This window comes from Streptomyces sp. NBC_00273 (assembly GCF_036178145.1).
Taxonomy (GTDB): domain Bacteria; phylum Actinomycetota; class Actinomycetes; order Streptomycetales; family Streptomycetaceae; genus Streptomyces.
On record NZ_CP108067.1, the window covers coordinates 5,397,391 to 5,416,371 of the forward strand.

An 18,981-nucleotide genomic window follows, 5' to 3' on the forward strand; every position below is an offset into this window, starting at 1 on the left:
ACGTGTCATCGCGTGCTCCGTCCGTGTGGCCGTGCGCCCGCCCGTGCGCTCTGGCCGGTCCCCGGACCCGGCGATTCGATGTGCGGTGCGTGGGTCGGCCCGCCGCCTGACCGGGCGGGTCGGGGGACGCCGCTGCCCCAATCCCCGCGGGTGGCGGAACGGTCCGGGGGGCGGAATGCGCCCCCCGGACCGCGCCCCCGCGCGGGGGCGCCGGCGGCCCGTGACGGCTCTTCCGGCGGCCGAAGAATGGCTGAAAGCGACCTATGGGGCGGTGGGAACGGAACGTCAAATACCGAGTAGCCGGCGCGTGTTCGTTTGCGTGTGCGCCCCCTTTCGCCCCTCTCGCACGCCTGTCCCGTGGCAGCATGGACCCCGAGCCACCCGGGGCCCCGCGGCCGCGCCCTCAGCGCTGTCCGTGCTGCCTGTGCCCCGGTCATGTGCCCACGGGCTGGGGAGGCGGCGGTGCGCTGGTTGGTGGGTTGGAGCAGTATCGCCGCGAGCTTCGGCACGGCCGGAAGGGTCTCCGGTCAGACCTCCGCGCAGGCCTCCGGCCAGGGCGGATACGGCCAGAGCGGCTACGGCGGCTACGGCGAAGGCGGCGCGCCTCTGCACGGCGGCCTCGCGGACGCCGCCCATCCGGACGACCCGGGCGCGGACGCGGAACGCACCGTCCACCCGGTCGGCGCACAACTGCTCTGGGGCGACCCCGACCCCCTCTGGGCCGTCGGCGACTGGCGCCCCGACGAGATCCGCACGCTCACCGCCGACCCCGCCGATCCCTTCACCCGGCTCGCCGTCCTCGGCTGCTGCGGCGCGACCGACGCCGAACTGCGCCGCGCGCTCTACGCCGCCCGCGGTGGCGCGCTGCGCCACCTCACCCAGTGGTCCGGCAGCTACACCGCCGTCGTCCAGGCCGGCCGCCGCATCACCGTCGTCGGCGACCTCGCGGGCGCCCGGCCCGTCTTCTACACCCCCTGGGCGAGCGGCACGGCGTACGCCACCGCCGCCCTCCCGCTCGCCGACCTCATCGAGGCCCAGCTCGACATCGGTCACCTCGCCGCCCTGCTGGCCTGCCCGGACAGTCCCGAGGCGCTGGGCGACGGCACACCGTACGCCGGGGTCCGGCGCATCCCGCCCGGGCACGCGCTCATCCTGCGCGAGGGGTCCCGCGAGATCACCGGCTACGAGCAGGTCGCCTCGCTCGCCGTGGCCGCCCCCGAGGCCGATGCCGAGCGCGCGGTGGAGGGCGTACGGGAAGCGTTGGTGGACGCCGTGCGCGCCCGGCTCACGGCTCCGCGGCATGCTCCCGACGCAGCTCCGCCGTACGATCCCGGCCCCGTGCCCGGAATGGGCCCCGCCGACCGGCGCGCGGCCCGTGGCGCCCCGGCCCCCGGGGTGGGCGCCGACCTCTCCGGCGGCAGCGCCTCCGCGACGCTGGCGCTGCTGGCGGCCGGTCTACCGGGGGCGCCGGGCAGCCTGCTGAGTCCCGCCGGGGCGCGGCTGCTGGCCGTCACCTTCAACGACCTGGCCACCCCGCAGGGGCGCGAGGCCGAACTGGAACGGGCCAGGGCCATCGCGGCCGACCCGCGCCTGCACCACGTCGTGGTGGCCGCCGCCGCGGAAGCCCTCCCGTACGCCGAACTCGACGGCCCGCTCACCGACGAACCCGGCCCCTCGCTGGTCTTCGCCGCCCGCGAGCGGCGCCGGCTGGCCGCCGGCTCGGCCGACCACTTCACCGGCCACGGCGCCCGCCAGGTCCTCGACGCCCACCCGGCCCGCATGGCCGACCTCCTGATGGACCGCCGGCGGCGGCACCTGCTGCGCCCGGTGGCGGCGCTGGCCCGTTCGGCCTCCGCCTCCGGAGCCTCCGGGGAGTCCCTGCTGGTCCCGCTCACCGTGTACTCGGCGGCCCGAAGACTTGCCCGTACGACGTACCGCGCGGGCATGGAGGCCGCCGCGGCCCGGCTCCGCGAGGGCGGGGTCACCGAGAGGTCCTCCGGTCCGGTGGACGCTTCCCTCGCCGCCTTGACCTGGTCCCGCCCGGGACCGGCGGCGGGCTGGCTCACGGGGGAGGCGCTGGCGGAAGTATCGATCCGCCTGACGGTCGCGGCCGGCCGCCCGCCGCTGTCGCTGCGGCCGGGGGAGGCCCGGGCCCGCTCGCTGCTCGCCCGCCACGCCGCCGACCACCGGGTCTTCGAGCAGGCCGTGGAGGTCCGTAGCCAGCGGCTGCACGCCCCCTTCCTGGACAACCAGGTCGTACGGGCCGCCCGCGCCCTGCCCGAGTCCCTGCGGGTCCAGCCCGGGGCCCGGGCCGCCGTCTTGCGCAGCGTCCTGTCCTCGGCGGGGGTGCGGGAGTTGCCGCCGGGCTGGGGCGTCACGGACCGCGTGCCGAACGAGACGGCGACCCGACTGGGGCTGCGCGCCGCCCTGAGCGACCTGCTGGACCTGTTCGCGTCGCCGTTGCTCGCGGACGCCGGGCTGATCGAGGCCCGGGTCGTGCGCCAGGCCCTGCTCGACGCGGCAGAAGGGCGCCCGGTCCCGCTGGACGGTCTGGCGGAACTGGTCTCGATGGAGCTGTGGCTCGGCCGTCTGCTGGCCCGGCGGGGCACTTGCTGGACGGGTACGTCCACGGCGCGGCGCCGGGCGGTGCCGGAGGGAGTCCCCGTGCACCGCCCGGCGCTGTCCTGACGGTCCTGTTCTTCGGAAGGCGCCGGTGGACCCGGACCGGTGGACCCGGGCCCGTGGTCCCGGACCGGTGGACCCGGACCGGCGGGTCTGCTCAGGCGGCGAGCACCAGGGCGGTCGCGATCGCCGGGCCGAAGGCCCCGCCCAGCTGGTAGCAGAGGGCGAACAGGCCGATGGCCGTGGGGCGCTGGGGCTCGGGGGCGCTTGAGGCGGCGTGCATCGACAGCACGGCGTTGGACCCGGTCGCCGCGAATATCCCGCCCAGGGTGGCGACCAGCAGCAGCGGGCCCCAGCTCGCGAACACCGCGATCGCCGCGGCCAGTGCTCCGACGCCGATGAGCACGGCGCGGACGGCCGCCCGGCTCATGCGCGCCGAGGCAGCGGCCAGCAGCCAGGAGAGCGCGGATCCGGTGAGCAGTGCCACGAGCTGACCGGTGCCCGCGGTGGTGGCGTCCCAGCCCGCCCGCTCGGTGAGCAGCCGGGGTACGGAGAACAGCAGGGTGAAGTACGAGCCCGAGAGCGCGAGGGCGAGCAGCGCGGAGCCGAGGAAGAGGGGCTGCCGGATCAGCGCGGCCGGTACGAAACCGTCGGGGCGCCGGCGTACGTGGAGCGCGAGCAGCGTGGCGGCGAGTGCCGAGGAGCCGAGGGCTGCGGCCGGTGCGTGGGGCAGCAGGACCAGGGCGGTGGCGAGCGCCGTCAGCAGAGCGGCGCCGCGGGCGTCGAACTTGTCCTGAGGCGCGGCCGCCGTGGCCGCCGGGGCCGCCGCGTACCGGCTCACCATGGGCACCGCCAGGATCGCGATCACGGACACGGAGAGCGAGAGCCGCCACGAGACGGCCTGGGAGAGCTGTGCGCCGAGGAGCGGGCCGGACGCGCCGAGGATGCCGAAGCCGGCGCTGATCACGCCCATCCGGCGCGCCGAGCCGGCGAGGCTCATGGCGACCGCCGCCAGACCGGCGCCACCCGCGGCCTGCGTGGCCCGTCCGGCGAGGGTGAGCGGCAGCCAGGGGGAGGCGGCGACGAGGAGGGTGCCGCCGACGAGGAGGGCGCCGGCCAGGTGGAGCGCTGCCCGCAGGCCCCGGCGGCGCAGCAGCCCGGCCAGCAGGGGGGTGCCGACTGCCATGGCCCAGGCGTAGGAGGCGACGAGCCAGGTGGCGGTCGAGGCGCTCACCCCGAGGGAGCGGGCCATGTCCGGAAGGATCAGGACGGGGGCGTTGGCCCCGGCTGCCATGGGGGTGGCCATCAGTGCCAGCCATAAGACGGGAACGGGGCCGACCCGGGGCGCGGTGCGGGGGGTGGCTGCGGTGGCCGTAGCCGTGGCGGCCGTGGCGGCCGTGGCGGCGGCGTTGGGGGTGGTGGTGGTCATGGTGGCGCCCGCTCCGATCCATCTCAAGACTGAGAATCTCAACGTTGAGATAAAAACATGGAGTCCTCTCAACGTCAAGTGTCTCAACGTTGAGATATCCTGGGGTGGGTGCAAGGGACGCGAGCGATGGAGGAACAGCACATGAGCGACGCAGTGGACGCGATCGTCGGCCAGTGGACGGCGGAGCGCCCGGATCTGGCTGCCGGGCTGTGGCCGGTGGAGGTGGTGGCCCGCATCCAGCGGATGAACCGTGTGATCGACAAGCACCTGAAGGCCTTCGCGGCCGAGCACGAGCTGGAGGTGGGCGAGCTCGACATCCTCTTCACCCTCTGCCGCTCCGGCCCCCCGTACGCGCTGACCGCCGGCGCGCTGATTCCGGCCGCCATGGTCACCTCCGGCGCGATCACCAATCGCATCGACCGCATGGAGGCCAAGGGCCTGGTCGAGCGGGTGAGGGACGGTCAGGACCGCCGCACGGTGCGGATCCGGCTGACCGAGCGGAGCCTCGCGCTGACGAACTCGATGATCACCGAGCACCTGGGGCGCTACGCGGAGCTGCTCGCCCCGCTGGATCCCGCCACGTGCGCCACGGTCGCCGAGGCCCTGCGCACGCTCCTGGAGGAGAACGGGGACACCTCGATCACCTGAGGCCCCGGCCGGGCGCCGCTCGCCCCAACGCGCCGGGCAGAATTGCCCGGTGAGGTATCTCATCCTTGGTGTCACCGAGGCGCGCGACGAGAGCGGCGCCCCCCTCCCCGTGGGAGGCGCCCGGTTGCGCGCGCTCCTGGCCGCCCTCGCCCTCCGGGCCGGCCGCCCGGCCTCGGTCGCCGAACTCGTTGACGACGTCTGGGGCGACGACCCGCCCCAAGACGCCCCCGCCGCCCTCCAAGCCCTCGTCGCCCGGCTCCGCCGCGCCCTCGGCAGCCGCGACGCCGTCCACTCCGCCCCCACCGGCGGCTACCTCCTGGCCGCCGCCCGCGACGACATCGACCTGCACCGTTTCGACCGGCTGGCAGTCCAGGGCGGCCAGGAACTGGCCACCGACCCGGCCACCGCCTCCCGCACCCTGCGCACCGCGCTCGCCCTCTGGCGCGGACCCGCCTTCGCCGACCTGCCCGAGCCCGCCCGCGCGGCCCGTGCGGCCGGCGCCGAAGCCCGCCGCTCCGGCGCCGTCCGCCACCGCATCGAGGCGGACCTGCGCAGCGGCGCCGCAGCCCCGGCCGCACTCCTGCCGGAGATCGAGACCCTGATCCACGAGGCCCCGTACGACGAAAGGCTCCGCGCGCAGCAGCTCCGTGCCCTGCGCGCCGCCGGCCGCCCCGCCGAGGCCCTCGCCGCGTACGAGCGCACGCGCCGGGTCCTCGCCGACGGCCTCGGCACCGACCCGGGCCCCGAACTCGCGGCCCTGCACGCGGAACTCCTCCAGCCGCAGCCCCTGCCCCCCAAGCCCCTGCCCCCGCAGGCGCCGCAGCCCCGGCCCGAGGCGTCCGGCGCCATCGACGCCCCCGCGGGCCTTATCGACGCCCCCGCGGCGCCCCGCGGGAACCTCCGCCCCCGCCTGACCTCCTTCGTCGGCCGCGAACCCGAACTGGCCGCCCTCCGCGGCGATCTGGCCCGCCTGCGCCTCGTCACCCTCACCGGCCCCGGTGGTTCGGGCAAGACCCGCCTCGCCGAGCACGCCGCCGCAGCCCACCCCGAAGCCGGCTGGATCGTCGAACTCGCCCGACTGGACCAGCCGGCCGCCGTACCCGGCGCCGTCCTCAGCGCCCTCGGCCTGCGCGAGAGCTCCCTCGTCTCCCGCGAGACCCCGACCCCGGCCGCCACCGACCCCACCGCCCGCCTCGTCGAACACTGCGCCCACCGCAGCCTGCTGCTCGTCCTCGACAACTGCGAGCACGTCATCGGCGCCGCCGCCGAGCTCGCCGAGCGGCTCCTCACGCACTGCCCCGGTGTGCGGATCCTGGCCACCAGCCGCGAACCCCTCGGCGTCCCGGGGGAGACGGTCCGCCCCGTCGAGCCCCTGCCGCCCGACCCCGCCCACCAGCTCTTCGCCGACCGCGGTGCCTCCGCCCGCCCCGGCTTCAGCCCCACCGACGACCCGGCCGCCGTGGCCGAGATCTGCGCCCGCCTCGACGGTCTGCCGCTGGCGATCGAGCTGGCCGCCGCCCGGCTGCGGCTGCTCACCCCGCGCCAGATCGCCGACCGCCTCGACGACCGGTTCCGGCTCCTGACCAGCGGCGCCCGTACCGTCCTGCCCCGCCAGCAGACCCTGCGCGCGGTCGTCGACTGGTCCTGGGAGCTCCTCGACGAGGCCGAACGCACCGTCCTGCGCCGGCTGTCCGTCTTCGCCGGCGGCTGCGACCTCGCCGCCGCCGAGGCCGTGTGCGCCGACCCGTCCGACCCGTCCGACCCCGCCCGCCACGCCCCGTACGACCCCGCCGACGTCCTCGGCTCCCTCGTCGACAAGTCCCTGGTCCTGGCCGAACCGGACCAGGGCCCCGGCGATGACGGCATGCGCTACCGCATGCTCGAAACCATCCACGAGTACGCCGCCGAGCGCGCTGCCGCCCACCCCGCCGACGCCCGGGCCACCGCCCGCCGCCACGCCGCCCACTACCTCGCCTTCGCCGAGGAAGCCGAACCCCTGATCCGCTCCGCCGCCCAGCTCCCCTGGATCCGGCGCGTCGAGACCGAGCTCGACAACCTCCGGGCCGCCCTCCACAGCACCGTCGTCGAGAACGCCGAAACCGAGGCCGGCGAGCGCCTCGTCTTCGCCCTCGGCTGGTTCTGGTGGCTGCGCAACTACCGCGCCGAAGGCGCCGAGTGGACCACCCGGACCCTCGCCCTCACGCCCGAGGTTCCTCCCGAGGGCACCCCCGCGTACTGGCGCTTCATGCGCCTGCTCGTCCTCGACATGTTCCTGCTCGCGGAGAGCAACTCCGCCGAGAAGTTCCGCACCGCCGACTACCGGGACCTCGCCTCCCGCATCAAGGAAACCTTCCGGCACGGCTCCCCGGAGACCACCCGCTTCCCCGGGATGCTCTGGCCCGCGACGACCTTCCTCACCGGCACCACCCTCGACTTCCACGCCGACCTCGACCGGTCCGTCGCGAACTGCCGTGTCCACGCCGGGGACTGGGAACTGGGCATCGTCCTCATGCTCCGCGCCCACGTCGCCATCGACGTCACCGGAGGCCTCGCCGACGTCGACGCCGACCTGGTCGAGCTCCACGAGCTCGCCCATCGCGTCGGCGACCGCTGGACCCGTGCCCAGGTGGCGAGCGCCGCCGGGGAGGTCGCCCTCTCGCGCGGCCGGTACGCCGACGCGCGCGTCGAGTACGAGGAGTGCCTGCGCCTCGCCCGCGAGGTCGGGGCCAGCGTCGAGGCGCCCTTCGCCATCGCCCGGATCGCCGAGAGCGCCTACTGCGCGGGGGACCTCGAGGACGCCGAGCGGCTGCTGGCGGAGGCCGAGAAGGAATCCGACCGGTACGGCGGGGTGTACGACGTCAGCACCTTCGCCCGGCTCCTCTCCGCCCTCGTCGCCCTCCATCGAGGCGACGCCGCCCGGGCCCGCGAGGAGTGCGACCGGGCCCGCGCCGAGGCCGAACGGTTCACCGTGCCTGCCCAGCTCACCGCCGGGCTCGCCACCGTCGACGCCGTCCTCACCGGCCGCGAACAGGGCCCGGTGGCCGCTCTGGCCAGGATCGGCCCGGCCTTGGCCGCCGCCGTCGAGGCCCGGTGCGCCGAGCGGGTCCTGGCCGGCATGGCCGAGGGGGCGGCCCTGCTGCTGGCCGACGCCGACCGGTCGGCCGAGGCCGTACGGGCCCTCGCGGCGGCCACCGCCTGGCGTGCGGGGCACCCGCGCTCGGTGCCGGAGCAGGAGGCCGTGGACGGCCTCCCGGAGCGGACCCGCGCCCTACTCGGCCCGGACCGCTACGGCCGGGAGGAGGAGGCCGGTGCCGCGCTCGCCCCGGCCGCCCTGGCCGCGATGCTGACCACGGCGTTCAGCGGCAGTTGAGCACGGAGTCGGCCCAGCTCGCCAGCGTCGGCAGGCTGCCCGGCCCGGCCTTCTCCACCACAAGCCGCAGCGACTTGCGTCCCGCGAGGGAGACCTGCACGGATGCGGGCGGGTCCTCGTGCCCGAGGGCGGCGGACTGCCACACCCGTTCCCCGTCGGCGTACACGGAGAAGCGCACCGCGCCGTCCGTGAACAGCGACAGGCCGTCCACCCCCGCCTGTGCCGAGAAGCTCGTGCACTGCCGGTTGAGGGTGATCTCCACCGAGGACCGCGAGTTCACCGTGATGCCGTGCGCGAAGCGCCGGCCGCCCACCTCCAGCCCGTGCCGCTGCCACACCCAGCCGCTGCGCCACGTCTGCAGCTCCGGGCCGCTGTGGTCCCCGTGGACCGAGTGGGCGAGCCCGGCCAGCTGGAACCCCTGCGACGGTTTCGGGGGCGGTGGCGGTGTCGGCTTCGGTGAGGGCCGTTCCGTGGACGGCGTGGGGGAGGCCTTCTCCCGGCTGGGCGAAGGCGACGGGGACGAGGAGGGCGCGGGCCCGGGAGCGGCGGAGGCCGAGGTCGCGGCCGAGGGCGTCGGCCCGGGCCGCGGAGCTACGGAACCCTGTACCGCCTGCGGCGCCTGCGCGGGCGGATCCGGCTCGGCCGGGGCCGAGGTCGCGGCAGGAGCCTTCGCCGCCGAAGGCGCTGACGGTACTGCCGGCGCCGCCACACTGGGCGCGGGCTTCGCCCGGGCCTGCGGCTCGGTGTCGTCCCCGGCCAGCGCGAACACCACCCCGGCGGCCGCGGCCACCGCGATCCCGGCGGCGATGGCGGCCTTGGCCGGCAGCCCGAACCCTTCGGCGGCCATGGAAGCCCCGGCCCCGCCGCCCGCCCCGGCAGCCCCGCCACCGGCACCAGCGGCGCCTCCCGCGGCACCGGCCGTTCCGGCCCCCGCGGTCGAACCACCGGCGGCAGCCGCGGCGGCCCCGCCCGCGGCGACGGCCCCACCGGCCAGCACCCCGGCGGCCTTGCCCGCGTACCCGGCAGCGAACCACCCGATGACCGCGACCGGAAGCAGCGCCGGAATGCCCGCGTTGACATCCTGGAGCTCCCCGGCGGCCAGCCGGCACTTCACGCACTCCTCCAGGTGCTTGCGCAGCCCGCGCTCCGCCCGCATCCGCAGCCCGCCCCGCGCGTAGGCGCCCAGCCGGTCCGCGTACCGTGCGCAGTCGCCGCCCTCGCTCAGCGCCGAACTCACATGGGCCTGCAGATACGCCTGCTTGAGCCCTTCCCGGGCCCGACTGGCCAGCACGGCCGTCGCGTTGGCGCTCAGCCCGAACAGCGGCGCGATCGCGCTCGGCGACGCCTCCTCGACGGTGGTGTGCCACAGCACGGCCTGCCACCGCTCGGGCAGGCTGCGGAAGGCCTGCATGGCGAGCGACCGCTCGGCCTCGTGCATGGCCCGGACGTCCGCCCCCAGTTCGAGCGTGTCGCCCCCGGAGAGCCCGGACAGTCCGGACAGAGCGGCCCCGCCCTCCGTACCCGTGGAGGCTTGCTCGGCGAAGACGGCGAAGTCCTCGACGAGTTGCTCGCGCTTGGCGGTCTTCGCCCAGGCCGCGGCGACCCTGCGCACGGTGGTCAGCAGGTAGGCCCGCACCGACTGGTCCGGCCCGGCCCCGCCCCGCACCGCTTGCAGGGTCCGCGCGAACACCTCGGCGGTCAGGTCGTCGGCGGTGTGCGCGTCCCGGCAACAGGACCGCGCGTAGCGGCGCACGGAATCGGCGTGGCGACGGAACAGCTCTTCGTACGCGCCGTCGTCACCGCCCCGCATCCGGGCGATCAAGTCCCCGTCGGACAGCGGTGGATCGCCGCCGGTGCCGCCGGGGCCGGAAGAGCCCGAGGGGCGTGCGTGCCGCCCACCCGGGTCGCGCTGCGCCGGCACCTGTCGTGTGGGCGGACTGCCCGCCTCCACCTCGCTGCCGCCGCCACCGCGTGGCTCTTCCCGACCGTCAACGCTCATCGCGGAGACTCCCGCACGACACACTCAACCGGTACACCGATCAAGCGTGTCACACGGGGGACGGGCGCCGAACCCCTCTGCGCGCCATCCACCCGTCCGGGCACCTTCCGGCGAATCGCCCTACCGGACCCCGCCGATACCCGCCGAGGTCACGCCGTCCGGGACCGCAGCCCTTCGAGCAGGATGTCGAGCAGCCGCGTCGAGGCCGCCGCCTGCTGCGCCGGGTCGGGCAGCGCGGGCGCCGCCGTCGCTATCACCAGCAGCACATCGGCCACCGTGACATCGGTACGCAGCTCACCGGCCTCCCGTGCCCGGTGCACCAGCCGGCCGACGACCTCCAGCAGCGCACCCGCACCCGCGTCGTCCGAGGGCTCGTTCTCTACGGAGCCGCGCGCGCCCAGGACCCGCAGGTCGGGAGCCCCGGCGGCCGGCACGGCCTGCCGCTGGTGCGGAACCCGAGCGGCTTCCACCTCCTCGGCCTCGTCCTCCACGGCCGAGCCGACCCGCAGGACCTGCGGCGGCAGCAGCCGCCCGGCGCCCGAGGCCACGGAGGTGCGAAGGAAGCGCGACAGCGCCTGCCACGGCTCCTCCTCCTGGCCCAGGGCCGCCGTGGCCTGCTCGGTCAGCCGCGCGGTCTCCTCTTCGGCTATGCGCCGCACCAGGACGTCCTTGCTCGGGAAGCGCCGGTACACGGTGCCGACACCGACTCGGGCGCGGCGAGCCACGTCCTCCATCGGAGCCCCGTAGCCCAGCTCGCCGAAGACCTCACGGGCCGCCCGCAGAACGTGCTCCAGGTTGCGCTGGGCGTCGACGCGCAGCGGCGTGGACCGGCCCACACCGTGCGTGGTGCCGCCCGCGATGCCACGTCCGCTGCTCTCGACCGAGAGCGTGGTCGCAGAACCATGGAAATCGGAAATGTTCATATGTATCCCCCGGTAATCATTTGTCTCCCCCCGGAGACACTCCCCGCCTTCACGTCGAGGGGGCCACGGTCTCGGGCCCGGTCCTACTCCTCGACGAGATACGAACATAGTTGAGCCAGAGTCAATTCAGAAGAGGCAGCCCCGGACGGAGCACCGCCCGATCGGAGCATTCACCCCCACTTTTCCGATCCGTGCCTCCGGAATCTCGCATTCCGTGCACCCTGACCTGCAGATTTTCGCCACAAGCTGACGTCCTCTTGCACTCCGCCCCAGCACTCACTCCGGTCACACAATTTGCCGGGCCTGTGGACAAACTCCCAGCCACGTTGCGTCATGGGATGGTGAAGGCTGCTAACTCCCGGGGCACGGCCCCCGGTACCCCGCCCCGTACGCGCATCCTGATCGTCGGCGGCGGCTACGTCGGCATGTATACGGCGCTCCGCCTCCAGCGAAAGCTGAGAGCCGGCGAAGCCGAGGTCACGGTGGTCACCGCCGAGCCCTACATGACGTACCAGCCCTTCCTCCCCGAAGCGGCCGCGGGCGCGATCTCCCCCCGGCACGTCGTGGTCCCGCTGCGCCGCGTCCTCGACAAGTGCCGCATCGTCATCGGCGAGGCCCAGCGCATCGACCACGCCAAACGGACCGTGACCGTCAAGACCCTCGCCACCGCCGATGAGGGAACCGGCCCCGTCGAGATGGAGTACGACGAACTCGTCCTCGCCCCGGGCTCCATCTCCCGCACCCTTCCCGTCCCGGGACTCGCCGACTACGGCATCGGATTCAAAACGGTCGAAGAGGCCATCGGACTGCGCAACCACGTCATCGAACAGATGGACATCGCCTCCTCCACCCGCGATCCCGCCCTCCGCGACGCCGCCCTCACCTTCGTCTTCGTCGGCGGCGGCTTCGCGGGCGTCGAAGCCCTCGGCGAGCTCGAGGACATGGCCCGCTACGCGGCGCGGTACTACCACAACATCAAGCCCGAGGACATGAAGTGGGTCCTCGTCGAGGCCAGTGACCGGATCCTCCCCGAGGTCGGCCCCGAGATGGGCGTCTACACGGTCCGCGAACTGCGCCGACGCAACATCGACGTGCGCCTGGAGACCCGGCTCGAATCCTGCGAGAACCGCGTCGCCGTCCTCAGCGACGGCGCCCGCTTCCCCACCCGCACCGTCGTGTGGACCGCCGGCGTCAAACCGCACCCCATCCTGGCCGCCTCCGACCTCCCCAAGAACGAACGCGGCCGCCTGGCCTGCACCTCCTTCCTCACCGTCGAAGGCGTCGAGCACGCCTGGGCCGCGGGCGACGCCGCCGCCGTCCCCGACATCACCGCCGGCGAGAAGGGCCGCGAATGCGCCCCCAACGCCCAGCACGCCGTCCGCCAGGCCAAGGTCCTCGCCGACAACCTCCTCGCCTCCCTCCGCGACGAGGTCCTGACCGAGTACGCCCACAAGTACGCGGGCTCGGTCGCCTCGCTCGGCCTGCACCGGGGCGTCGCCCACATCTACGGCCGCAAGCTGAAGGCCTACCCGGCCTGGTTCATGCACCGCGCCTACCACCTCAGCCGCGTCCCCAGCTTCAACCGGAAAATGCGCGTCCTTGCGGAATGGACCCTCTCCGGCCTCTTCAAGCGTGAGATCGTCTCCCTGGGTTCCCTCGAACATCCCAGGGCAGAATTCGAACTGGCCGCAGGCGGCGGCCCCAAGCCACCTCCACCACCCCCCGCCCCCAACCCCCCGCAGAACGGCCAGGGCTGACGTTGTCAGTGCGGTCGGCCACACTGGACGTGTGACCATAGGTGCGCTCACCCCTGCACAGAGTGACATCGTCCAGTCAGCGACCGCCCACGAGCGACACAGCGACCACTCGCGACACCACGAGGCTTGAACGCAGTGAACTTCACGCGCTGGAGCGCCCGGTTCCCCGGAACGCAGCGCCGCGCCGCCGCCCGGTCCGAACACGCCGCCGCCCAAGCCAAGCGAGGTGAAGGCGCGGTCCCGGCAGCCCGCGGCGGCCGCGCCGACCCCGGAGCCGAGCGGCCCGCGCCCGCCGACGGCCAGCCCGCCGACCCCACGGTCTCCGGGACCGGAAGCGGCCATGGCAATGGCGGCAGCACAGGCACAGGCACAGGCGCGTCCACGTCCCCGGCCGCGTCCCCGCCCGGGCGGACGGGCGTCCTCACCGCCGTGCCCTCCCTCGACGAGCTCTCCGTACGCGAGGTCCTCGGCCGGCTCCCGGCCCTGGTCGCCCTCGTCCACGGCCCCGAGCACCGCGTCGCCTACGTCAACGACGCCTACACCGCCGGCTTCGGCGCCCGCACGCCCGGCGCCCCGGCCCACGAGGCCCTGCCCGAACTCGGCGAGCTCGGCCTCCTCCCGCTCCTCGACCAGGTCCAGCGCAGCGGCAAGTCCCGCACCGCCAAGAACCGCACCGCACCGGGCGGCGGCAGCTCGTACACCGTCACCTGCACCCCCGTCGAGTTCCCCGAGTCCGACGCCGAGGGCGAGCCCGACCCCCACCACACCGGCGTCCTGATCCACCTCGCCGACGTCACCGACCACGCCGAAGCCGTCGAGCGCCTCCGCGCCAGCGAGCGCCGCCAGCGCGAGGCCGCCGTCACCCTCCAGCGCTCCCTCCTCCCCCAGGAGCTGGAACAGCCCGACGACCTGCGCATCGCCGCCACCTACCAGCCCGGCGGCACCGAAGCCGCCGTCGGCGGCGACTGGTACGACGTCATCACCCTCGGCGCCGGCCGCACCGCCCTCGTCATCGGCGACGTCATGGGCCGCGGCGTGCGCGCCGCCGCCGTCATGGGCCAGCTGCGCACCGCCGTCCGTGCCTACGCCCGCCTCGACCTGCCCCCGCACGAGGTGCTCCAGCTCCTCGACGGCCTCGCCGCCGAGATCGACGCCAGCCAGATCGCCACCTGCGTCTACGCCGTCCACGACCCCAACGAGGGCCTGCTCGCCTACGCCTCCGCCGGCCACCTCCCGATCCTGGTCCGCGACGAGGACGGCACCGTACGCAGAGCCGCCGACCCCACCGGCCCACCGCTCGGCACCGGCGGCTGGCTGCACACCTCGGGCACCATCGCCCTCGGCCCCGGCTCCACCGCCGTCCTCTACACCGACGGCCTGGTCGAACGCCGGGGCGAGGACATCGACGAGGGCGTCGCCGCCCTCGAACGCGCCCTCTCCGGCGCCCAGGGCACCCCGGCCGTCATCTGCGACCGCCTGATGCGCGCCCTCGGCGTGGACGCCGATCACGACGACGACGTCGCCGTGATGGTCCTCCAGCAGCCGGCCCGCACCGGATCCGACGCCGAGCTCTTCCACAACGCCGCCCTGGAACTCCTCGGCGGCATCGAGGCGGCCCCGCGCGCCCGAGCCTTCGCCCAGGGCGTCCTCGCCTCCTGGCGGTTCCCCGTCGAGCTCTGCGACCTCGGCGTCCTGGCCGCCAGCGAGCTCGTCGCGAACTCCCTCCAGCACGGCACCCCGCCCATGCGCCTACGGCTGCGCCGCACCGACCGCCGGCTGATCATCGAGGTCACCGACGGGGACGACCACCTCCCGCGCCGCCGCCGCGCCGAACCGGGCGACGAGACCGGGCGCGGCATCTCGATCATCGCGACCATCGCCTCCTCCTGGGGTTCCCGCCGTACCCCGGGCGGCGGCAAGGCCGTCTGGTGCGAGTTCGCACTGCCGGACAAGTAGTCGAACAGCGGGAAGCAGGAAGGCCCCGATCCACCCGGACCGGGGCCTTCCTGCTTCCCGCACATACATACGTACGTTCCTACGCGTGCACGCGCTCCACGACTACGTCCCCGGTGGCCACCTCGGCGACGGGGCCGCCCTGCGCCACGACCTTGCTCGCCACCCACGGGTTGTCCTGCATCGGACTCAGCCGCCTGCCGAGCCGCAGCGCGAGGGCGGCGATCCCGAGCGACACGAACACGAACACCCCGATGTAGAGCATCGGAACCCCCGCACCGAGCGGCACCCCGAGCGGCCCCAGCGCCAGCGCCATCTGCTTGACCAGCGCGAAGGCCGAGTTGTACTGACCCACCGAGCCCTCGGGCGCCAGGTCGGCCACCAGCGGCGCCAGGGTCGGCGACAGCATGGCCTCGCCGATGCCGAAGAGCGCGTACGTGCTGACGAACGCCGCAGCGGCCATCACGGCGCTGCCGTGCCCCAGACCCGAGAACCCGGCGATGACCCACGCCACGGTCCAGATCAGCCCGACGAGCGCGATCACCCGCGACCGGCGGCGCTTCTCGACCAGCCGGAGCACGACGAACTGCGCGACGACGATCGCACCGGTGTTGGCCGCGAGCGCGAAGCCGAGGGTGGACGGGGAGATCCCGGCGGCCTCGGTACCGAAGGCGGCCAGACCCGACTCGAACTGTCCGTAGCAGGCGAAGAACACCACGAAGCCCAGCACGCACAGCTGCACCATGGCCTTGTGGCGGAGCAGCCGCTTCCAGCCGCTGCCGCCCGACTGGGACGGGTCCTTCGGCACGGCGTCCTTGATGCTCGGCACCTGCGGCAGCCGCACGCTGAGGATGACGCCCGCCAACACCAGGAACATCACGGCCTCGATGCCGAACAGCAGGGTGAAGCTGCCGGGCCGGCTCTCGTCGACGATCTGGCCACCGAACAGACCGCCGATGCCCAGCCCCAGGTTCTGCATGAAGAACTGCAGGGCGAAGGCACGGGTCCGGGTGGACGGCGTGGAGCACCACACGATCATCGTGGCCAGCGCGGGCTGCATCACGGCCTGCCCGGCGCCGAGCGCCAGAGCGGAGAGCAGGATCGCCGCGATGTTGGTGGAGAGCCCGAGCGAGAGCGCACCGACCGAGGCGGTGACGGCCGCCCCGATGACCACGGGTACCGGACCACGTCGGTCGATGACCCGACCGGTGAAGGGCAGCGCGACGAGAGCGCCGAGGGCGAAGGCCACGAACGCGCACGTGGCGGCCATGGAACCCAGATCTCGCACCTGCGCCACATAGATGTAGAGGAACGGAACCGTGAAACCGATGCCGAACGCGGTCAGCGCGTTCCCGGCCTGGATCCGCCGCATCGCAGCGCCCATCACCTTGGTCACTTCTCACCTGCCTTTGAGACCTGAAGCCTGAAGACTTCATAGCTAAACTTCAAGCCTTAACACTACACATCGAAGGAGTTAGACGCCAACGAGCTCGTGCGATACTTCGACCCATGGGTGACACCCCCGACGGCACTGCGGCCGTCCACGAGCCGAGCCTCGACGAACAGATCGCCGTCTATCAGCGCGAGTTCCAGGACCTGGACCCCCAGGTCGAGAAGGTCGTCTCGGCACTGAGCCGCCTGAACCGCCGCATGAACGTCGCGTACGGCCGCCAGACGGCGGCCCTGGGCATCAGCAACGCGGAGTGGGAGGTCCTCAAGGCCCTCGTCATCTCCGGCGCCCCCTACCGGATGGGTCCGAGCGAACTGGCGAAGCAGCTGGGCCTCACGCCGGCGGCGATGACCCACCGGATCGACCGGATGACGGCGGAGGGTCTGGTCACGCGCGAGCGGGACGAGTCCAACCGGGTCCGCGTGATCGTGGAGCTCACCGACGAGGGCCGTAGCAAGTGGCTGGACGCGATGCGCGCGGCCACGGTCTTCGAGGAGGACCTCCTCCAGGACCTCTCCACCGCGGAGCGCGGGGTGCTCGGCGACATGCTCGCCCGCCTGTTGGACCGCGTGGAAGACCTCCACTCACCCAGCTGACCACCGGGGTTGACACGAGCCCGACGGGTCCGTAAGGTTCTTCGAGTTGTCCCAGAGCCGGAAGGTTGTGGCGACAGCGAATCCCGCCGCCTCGTTGCGGCACCTAACTCAGCACGATCTCCCACTGGGAACGAATTCGGCGTGCCCGAATTTCTTTCCGAAGGCCGATTATGAATCGCCGGGGAAATCCACTAGAGTTCAGGAGTCGGAAGGGCCCAACAGCCCGGAAGACAAACCCCGCTGACTGGGGGTCAGGCCCGAAAGGATCTGATAGAGTCGGAAACGCAAGAACAGAACGAAAGCCCGGAGGAAAGCCCGAGAGGGTGAGTACAAAGGAAGCGTCCGTTCCTTGAGAACTCAACAGCGTGCCAAAAATCAACGCCAGAAGTTGATACCCCGTCCACTTCGGTGGATGAGGTTCCTTTGAAAAAGACCTGTGAGGCTTCCTCGTGGAGCACTTGCAGGCAACAACACAGCGAGGACGTTGTGGCGCGTCGGTCTTATTCCGACATGACGTGCCCGCTCTAAGTGATGTGTGCACCCGATTACGGGTAAACATTCATGGAGAGTTTGATCCTGGCTCAGGACGAACGCTGGCGGCGTGCTTAACACATGCAAGTCGAACGATGAAGCCCTTCGGGGTGGATTAGTGGCGAACGGGTGAGTAACACGTGGGCAATCTGCCCTTCACTCTGGGACAAGCCCTGGAAACGGGGTCTAATACCGGATACCACTCCTGCCTGCATGGGCGGGGGTTGAAAGCTCCGGCGGTGAAGGATGAGCCCGCGGCCTATCAGCTTGTTGGTGGGGTAATGGCCCACCAAGGCGACGACGGGTAGCCGGCCTGAGAGGGCGACCGGCCACACTGGGACTGAGACACGGCCCAGACTCCTACGGGAGGCAGCAGTGGGGAATATTGCACAATGGGCGAAAGCCTGATGCAGCGACGCCGCGTGAGGGATGACGGCCTTCGGGTTGTAAACCTCTTTCAGCAGGGAAGAAGCGAAAGTGACGGTACCTGCAGAAGAAGCGCCGGCTAACTACGTGCCAGCAGCCGCGGTAATACGTAGGGCGCAAGCGTTGTCCGGAATTATTGGGCGTAAAGAGCTCGTAGGCGGCTTGTCACGTCGGATGTGAAAGCCCGAGGCTTAACCTCGGGTCTGCATTCGATACGGGCTAGCTAGAGTGTGGTAGGGGAGATCGGAATTCCTGGTGTAGCGGTGAAATGCGCAGATATCAGGAGGAACACCGGTGGCGAAGGCGGATCTCTGGGCCATTACTGACGCTGAGGAGCGAAAGCGTGGGGAGCGAACAGGATTAGATACCCTGGTAGTCCACGCCGTAAACGTTGGGAACTAGGTGTTGGCGACATTCCACGTCGTCGGTGCCGCAGCTAACGCATTAAGTTCCCCGCCTGGGGAGTACGGCCGCAAGGCTAAAACTCAAAGGAATTGACGGGGGCCCGCACAAGCGGCGGAGCATGTGGCTTAATTCGACGCAACGCGAAGAACCTTACCAAGGCTTGACATATACCGGAAAGCATTAGAGATAGTGCCCCCCTTGTGGTCGGTATACAGGTGGTGCATGGCTGTCGTCAGCTCGTGTCGTGAGATGTTGGGTTAAGTCCCGCAACGAGCGCAACCCTTGTCCTGTGTTGCCAGCATGCCCTTCGGGGTGATGGGGACTCACAGGAGACCGCCGGGGTCAACTCGGAGGAAGGTGGGGACGACGTCAAGTCATCATGCCCCTTATGTCTTGGGCTGCACACGTGCTACAATGGCCGGTACAATGAGCTGCGATACCGTGAGGTGGAGCGAATCTCAAAAAGCCGGTCTCAGTTCGGATTGGGGTCTGCAACTCGACCCCATGAAGTCGGAGTCGCTAGTAATCGCAGATCAGCATTGCTGCGGTGAATACGTTCCCGGGCCTTGTACACACCGCCCGTCACGTCACGAAAGTCGGTAACACCCGAAGCCGGTGGCCCAACCCGTAAGGGAGGGAGCTGTCGAAGGTGGGACTGGCGATTGGGACGAAGTCGTAACAAGGTAGCCGTACCGGAAGGTGCGGCTGGATCACCTCCTTTCTAAGGAGCACAGTACCGATTGCAGACAAACGTTCTGCACGGTCAGCTCATGGGTGGAACGTTGATTAGTTGGCACGGTTTCCGAAACTCTCTGTAAGTACTGCTTCGGCGTGGAACACAGTGAAGTAGAGGTGATCGTGCTTGGCACGTT

General features: G+C 72.2%; 10 protein-coding genes and 1 rRNA gene. 7 read left to right on the forward strand and 4 right to left on the reverse strand.

Annotation, left to right across the window (positions count from 1 at the left end; genetic code table 11):
* Positions 1 to 462: 462 nt before the first annotated feature.
* On the forward strand, positions 463 to 2,688 hold the full coding sequence (locus OG386_RS23770) for an asparagine synthase-related protein (RefSeq protein ID WP_328789799.1): 2,226 nt from the start codon (positions 463 to 465) through the stop codon (positions 2,686 to 2,688).
* Positions 2,689 to 2,779: 91 nt separating this feature from the next.
* On the opposite strand, the gene OG386_RS23775 is transcribed toward OG386_RS23770, so the two are convergent.
* A complete protein-coding gene (locus tag OG386_RS23775; RefSeq protein WP_328789800.1) occupies positions 2,780 to 4,051 on the reverse strand; it encodes an MFS transporter in 1,272 nt (423 codons plus the stop codon).
* A gap of 141 nt (positions 4,052 to 4,192) precedes the next feature.
* Between OG386_RS23775 and OG386_RS23780 the strand changes: the two genes are divergently transcribed.
* Entirely contained in the window at positions 4,193 to 4,699 is a 507-nt protein-coding gene (locus OG386_RS23780; RefSeq protein ID WP_266594939.1) for a MarR family winged helix-turn-helix transcriptional regulator, read from the forward strand.
* Between the two features lie 49 nt (positions 4,700 to 4,748).
* Entirely contained in the window at positions 4,749 to 8,069 is a 3,321-nt protein-coding gene (locus tag OG386_RS23785; protein ID WP_328789801.1) for an AfsR/SARP family transcriptional regulator, read from the forward strand.
* Here OG386_RS23785 and OG386_RS23790 read toward each other — a convergent pair.
* Both OG386_RS23790 and OG386_RS23795 read right to left on the reverse strand, forming a co-directional pair.
* A complete protein-coding gene (locus tag OG386_RS23790) occupies positions 8,056 to 10,068 on the reverse strand; it encodes a sigma-70 family RNA polymerase sigma factor (RefSeq protein WP_328789802.1) in 2,013 nt (670 codons plus the stop codon). The two genes, OG386_RS23785 and OG386_RS23790, sit on opposite strands and share 14 nt — an antisense overlap.
* Before the next feature lie 149 nt (positions 10,069 to 10,217).
* Positions 10,218 to 10,991 (reverse strand): TetR/AcrR family transcriptional regulator, encoded by a 774-nt coding sequence (locus tag OG386_RS23795; RefSeq protein WP_328789803.1) that lies wholly within the window; start codon positions 10,989 to 10,991, stop codon positions 10,218 to 10,220.
* A gap of 338 nt (positions 10,992 to 11,329) precedes the next feature.
* Here OG386_RS23795 and OG386_RS23800 point away from each other — a divergent pair, with 338 nt between their 5' ends.
* Together OG386_RS23800 and OG386_RS23805 are read left to right on the forward strand one after the other, a co-directional pair.
* A complete protein-coding gene (locus OG386_RS23800; RefSeq protein WP_328789804.1) occupies positions 11,330 to 12,748 on the forward strand; it encodes an NAD(P)/FAD-dependent oxidoreductase in 1,419 nt (472 codons plus the stop codon).
* A 135-nt stretch (positions 12,749 to 12,883) separates the two neighbouring features.
* Positions 12,884 to 14,704, forward strand: coding sequence for an ATP-binding SpoIIE family protein phosphatase (locus OG386_RS23805; RefSeq protein WP_328793326.1), 1,821 nt, complete (start codon positions 12,884 to 12,886; stop codon positions 14,702 to 14,704).
* 79 nt (positions 14,705 to 14,783) lie between these two features.
* Here OG386_RS23805 and OG386_RS23810 read toward each other — a convergent pair whose 3' ends face one another.
* Entirely contained in the window at positions 14,784 to 16,085 is a 1,302-nt protein-coding gene (locus OG386_RS23810; protein ID WP_328793327.1) for an MFS transporter, read from the reverse strand.
* 125 nt (positions 16,086 to 16,210) lie between these two features.
* On the opposite strand from OG386_RS23810, the gene OG386_RS23815 reads away from it, so the two are divergent.
* Together OG386_RS23815 and OG386_RS23820 are read left to right on the forward strand one after the other, a co-directional pair.
* Entirely contained in the window at positions 16,211 to 16,747 is a 537-nt protein-coding gene (locus OG386_RS23815; protein ID WP_328789805.1) for a MarR family winged helix-turn-helix transcriptional regulator, read from the forward strand.
* Between the two features lie 558 nt (positions 16,748 to 17,305).
* A 16S ribosomal RNA gene (locus OG386_RS23820) occupies positions 17,306 to 18,830 on the forward strand.
* Positions 18,831 to 18,981 lie beyond the last annotated feature (151 nt).